This window comes from Streptomyces alkaliphilus (genome assembly GCF_014141535.1).
In the GTDB taxonomy this organism is placed as follows: domain Bacteria; phylum Actinomycetota; class Actinomycetes; order Streptomycetales; family Streptomycetaceae; genus Streptomyces; species Streptomyces alkaliphilus.
In genome coordinates this window covers 1-4,127 of the sequence record NZ_VKHT01000445.1, presented here as the reverse complement: position 1 = coordinate 4,127, position 4,127 = coordinate 1, and the positions used below count along the sequence as shown (strand labels likewise).

General features: G+C 69.9%; 6 protein-coding genes. 3 read left to right on the top strand and 3 right to left on the bottom strand.

Features of this window, described 5'->3' with window-relative positions; all coding sequences use genetic code 11:
- Positions 1-1,492, top strand: a 1,492-nt coding sequence (locus tag FNQ90_RS14680; protein WP_182606792.1) for a 3'-5' exonuclease, incomplete at its 5' end; no start/stop codon positions are given.
- 52 nt (positions 1,493-1,544) lie between these two features.
- Here FNQ90_RS14680 and FNQ90_RS14675 read toward each other — a convergent pair.
- The gene (locus FNQ90_RS14675; RefSeq protein ID WP_182606791.1) at positions 1,545-1,883 is read right to left on the bottom strand and encodes a hypothetical protein; all 339 of its coding nucleotides are present in this window, start codon (positions 1,881-1,883) and stop codon (positions 1,545-1,547) included.
- Between the two features lie 402 nt (positions 1,884-2,285).
- On the opposite strand from FNQ90_RS14675, the gene FNQ90_RS14670 reads away from it, so the two are divergent.
- Together FNQ90_RS14670 and FNQ90_RS14665 are read left to right on the top strand one after the other, a co-directional pair.
- Positions 2,286-3,080: a helix-turn-helix domain-containing protein gene (locus FNQ90_RS14670; RefSeq protein ID WP_182606790.1), complete on the top strand. Its 795-nt coding sequence runs from the start codon at positions 2,286-2,288 to the stop codon at positions 3,078-3,080.
- The gene (locus tag FNQ90_RS14665; RefSeq protein ID WP_182606789.1) at positions 3,073-3,291 is read left to right on the top strand and encodes a DUF397 domain-containing protein; all 219 of its coding nucleotides are present in this window, start codon (positions 3,073-3,075) and stop codon (positions 3,289-3,291) included. Before FNQ90_RS14670 ends, FNQ90_RS14665 begins: the two co-directional genes overlap by 8 nt.
- Before the next feature lie 142 nt (positions 3,292-3,433).
- On the opposite strand, the gene FNQ90_RS14660 is transcribed toward FNQ90_RS14665, so the two are convergent.
- Both FNQ90_RS14660 and FNQ90_RS14655 read right to left on the bottom strand, forming a co-directional pair.
- A complete protein-coding gene (locus FNQ90_RS14660) occupies positions 3,434-3,715 on the bottom strand; it encodes a DUF6881 domain-containing protein (RefSeq protein WP_182606788.1) in 282 nt (93 codons plus the stop codon).
- A 2-nt stretch (positions 3,716-3,717) separates the two neighbouring features.
- Positions 3,718-4,127: HYD1 signature containing ADP-ribosyltransferase family protein (locus FNQ90_RS14655; protein WP_323379968.1), on the bottom strand; the 410-nt coding region annotated here is incomplete at its 5' end.

Sequence of the window (4,127 nt, the reverse complement as noted above, 5' to 3'; positions counted from 1 at the left end):
CGCTCCGGCCGCCCGACCGCCCCTCCCCGAGGTGACCGGTACCCCCGCCGGCGCGGGCCACGGAGCCGAGGACGACCGCCGTCCCGCCGACCGCCGGTACGTCGTCCTGGACTGCGAGACCACCGGGCTCAACGCCGCGCAGGGCGACCGGATCGTCTCGCTCGCCCTGGTGACCGTCGACGGCGGGCGGGTCGTGGACCGCTGGAGCAGCCTGTGCGACCCACAGCGGGACACCGGGGCGATACACATCCACGGCATCGACAACGCCACCGCCCGCCGGGCCCCGCGCTTCCCCGCCCTCGTGCCGGAGATCCTGCGGCACCTGGACGGCGAGACCGTCGCCGCCCACAACGTCGGGTTCGACCTGTTCTTCCTCACCTCCGAACTGGAACGCGCCGGCGTCCCCTGGCGACCCGGCCGGGTCCTCGACACCCTGGACCTCGCCCAGCGCTTCATGCCCCGGCTGCGGAACCACCGCCTGGCCACCTGCGCCAAGGCCCTGGGCATCCCGCACCGTGCCCACCGGGCGGACTCGGACGCGGAGGTCACCGCCGCCCTGCTCCTGCACCTGCTGGACCGCGCGGAGGAGGAGGGGCACGCCGACCCCGCGACCCTGACCGTTCCCGGCATCCGGGTGCTGCGCCGGGCGCGCCGCAGGTCGCTGCGGTGCGACGCGGAGGCCCCCGCCCTGTCCCGGCGCCACCGCGACGCCCACCGCACGGTGGAGGCGTGGCCGGAGAGCACCGCCGTGTGGCGGCAGGCGCTGGGGACGCTGCAACGCGAGGACTGCCCGGAGGCGGGTCGGTTGCTGGCCCGATTCGGGGTGCGGAAGGCCGGCTCCCCCGACCCCACTGACGGCCCCGTGGCCGACGAGGCGCTGCGGACGGCCATCGACCTCCACCTCGCCGGGGGCGCGCCGGACCGCGACGACCTGCGGTACGCGATGGAGGGGCTGGCACGGGCCGACGCCGAACGCCGGACCCCCGAACGGTTGCTCGCGCTGTTCCCCGAGCCCGCCGCCACGATCGCCCGCCTGCCCGGCTGCGGTGACTGCGCCCCCTGTGAGGCGGGCGGTCGGTGCGTCACGGGCAGCCCGGCGGCGGCCCTGGTCTCCCACTTCACCGAGGCCGGACAACGCGCCGACATGGAGGAGTTGGCCCGGTACCTGCCCCTCATCCACGAGGCCGGGGAACGCACCGTGCTCGGCCGGGCGGCCCGGCACGTGGGCCAGGCCCGGGAGAAGGCCGGCCGGGAGGACGAGGCCGCCGAACTGTGGCGGTGGGCGGTGGACCGGGGCGCCCGGGACGGCGTGCTGCTCAACCGGCTGTCGATGCACCACGAACGCCGCAGGAAGGACGACGCCGCCGCCCTCGCCGTCTGCGAACTGGCCCTCGACGGCCCGTTGGACGGCGGCGGCAACTCGGCGCGGGAGGCGATCGAGAAGCGTGCCGAACGCTGCCGCAAGCGCCTGGCCCGCGCCGCGTCCTCCTGAGCGGCGCCGGCCGGGGCCGGCTCCCCGCACGTTCCCTTCCGGTTCCGAGCGCTCAGGGAACAGCGGGGTCGGCCTCGTCCGGCTCGCCCTCCCCGACCGGCGGGAACGCGGAGAGGCGGGCGCCGCGCGCCTCCGCGACCCGGTGCACCTCGCGCAGCGCCTCCGCCATGCGCCTCACCAGGTACCGCAACTGGTCGTCGGTGACCCGGCGGTCGTCCACCATGTCGACGGCGTGGCCGAGCAGGACGAGGGCCGCGTCGAGCTGCACGTCCTCCACCCGGTGGAGCAGGCGGGAGACGCGGCCGGCCGCGTCCCGGGTCGGGAGGGGCGCCCGGGCCGGCGGTCCCGGCCGGGTCGGTGGGCACGGGACGCCGGTCGCCGGGGCGTTCACGCCTTCGCTCCCCCGCCGCGAACCGCCCGCCGCCCTCCGAGGGCGGTCGCCGACGCGAGTCCCGGGGTGGGCCCCGGTACGGACCCCACTGCTCGGCGGTGCCGGGCCGCACCGCGCCGCAGCGCATCGGGCTCACGGCCGGCGGGACGTGCCCGGTGACGGCCGGACGCCGGGCGGAGGAACCGCGACAGCGGTTCGGGAAGGCGGGCGATGAGTCGGCGCACGGCGTCACTCCACGGTCCGGGTGTCCCACCCCGGCGGCTCGGACCGCGCCGGGGTCGTCACGGAGCCGGCCCCGGCCGCACTCCGCTCCGTATCGATTCACTCACACAGTGAGACGCGACGGGCTACGCTGACCAGGGGGTTCGGAGTGACGTCCCACCTGTCACGCGGGAGTTGACCATGAGTAACACCTATGGGGAATGGCTGCGGGAACAGCGCACGGCGGCCGGCATGACCCAACAGGAGTTGGCCGACGCGGCGATCATGACCCGCTCGCACATCGCCCACATCGAGGCGGGCCGGCGCATCCCCTCCCGCGAGGACGCCCGCCGCCTGGACCGAGTCCTGGACACCGGGAACGTGCTCACCAGCTTCCTGCCCCAGAAGGACGTGGCCGTCGCCGACTACTTCGAGGCCGCCCGTCACCTCGAACAGCAGGCCACCGTCATCCGCGAGTTCGCCCTGTCATGCGTTCCCGGCATCCTCCAGACGGAGGCGTACGCACGCGCGATCCTCCGCAGCGGCTTCGCCCCCTTGAGCGATGAGGAGTGTGACCGGCTCGTCGTCACACGGCTGGAACGCGCGAAGGTCCTCGCCCACCGCCCTCTTCCGGTGGTGTGGGCCCTCCTCGACGAAGCGGTTCTACGCCGCCCGGTCGGCGGACCGGCCGTGATGGCCGACCAGCTCGCTCATCTCGTCCGGCTCTGCGAAGAGGGACGGGTGCGGATCCACGTGTTGCCCTATGAGCTGGGCGCCCATCCCCTGATGCAGGGCATGTTGACCCTGATGTGGTTCGAGGATCAGCCCCCCGTCGCCTACTCGGAGGGGTTGCAGGTGGGGAGGGTGCATGACTCCCCGACCGTGGTCGAACGGTTGCAGAACGCCTACCATCAGGCGTTGGGGGACGCGTTGCCGTCGAAGGAGTCCCTTGCCCTCCTGCGAGCGACCGCGAAGGAACATCAACGTCATGCCTGACCTCGCCACCCCAACCGCTCCCATACCCGGGAAGTGGCGCAGGTCGTCCTACAGCGGCCCTGAGGGCGGCAGTTGCGTGGAGGTCATGGACGGCCACTCCTCCGCCGTGCCGGTCCGCGACTCCAAAAAGCCCCGGGGCGCCGTCCTCACCTTCACCCCCGCAAGCTGGACCGCCTTCATCGCCACCGCTCGGGTCGAACCTACACCTTGACACTGTGACAGGAGCCGGCAGCACCGGACGAAAGGCTCCCTTTTCAACCCCAGGCCACCAAGGCAAGAAAATTTTACTTCCCTCACCGGAACTTACGGATACCACAGCGGGAATTACACGAACATCAGACCCTGAAGAACTTTCAGGAGTTCAAACGCGCACCCTCCCACGCACGCTCGAACTCTTCCGAGGTAATCAATTCCGCTGTAAATTCGGGCTGACTTGAGATGTCCACCAGGGGCGGGAATGGAATTTCCGAAAGACCAACCGTAGCGGTTTCAAAAGTTTCATCAGCCCACTCACATCGACCATCCCTGTATACCTGCACCTTACGAACCTCGTACCCATCTTCACCGAGTTCACTTAGGTAGAGAACTGGCTCGTCAGGAAAATCATGACTCCACGAAACCTTGACATACCTCATTCCTAATTTCTCCCGGATCCAAGAATGCGTCCAGTTAGATCAAGTGGCCCACTATTAGGAATCACGAACACTCCCGGCCTCCCCTCCCTCACGTCCAATCCCCTGACGTCGATTTCGATGTAGTGAGTAAATTTACGTCCAGCCCAAGGAACTCGCAAGAAAGCCGCTGACAGCTGACCGAGCGTTTTTGTCCCAGGTTTTATATCCGTCAGGTACTGACCATCCCCATAGCGGGCATCCTTGGGGTTGTCTGCCTTCAGAGAGGGCCTCAGCTCTCGACTGGAAATGATCCCGTCGTGCCCCGCTTCATTTGTGTAATGGTAAAGCCTCTCAGGCTTCCCATCGGTGCTTATTGTTTCATGGGGTGCGAGTCCGAGGGGGTCGGTCCAGGTGGTGGGGTTGTGGGGGTAGG

Coding starts and splice junctions, on each gene's coding strand:
- FNQ90_RS14670 (WP_182606790.1), top strand. CDS start 2,286: ATGAGTAACACCTATGGGGAATGGCTGCGGGAACAGCGCACGGCGGCC.
- FNQ90_RS14665 (WP_182606789.1), top strand. CDS start 3,073: ATGCCTGACCTCGCCACCCCAACCGCTCCCATACCCGGGAAGTGGCGC.
- FNQ90_RS14660 (WP_182606788.1), bottom strand. CDS start 3,715: ATGAGGTATGTCAAGGTTTCGTGGAGTCATGATTTTCCTGACGAGCCA.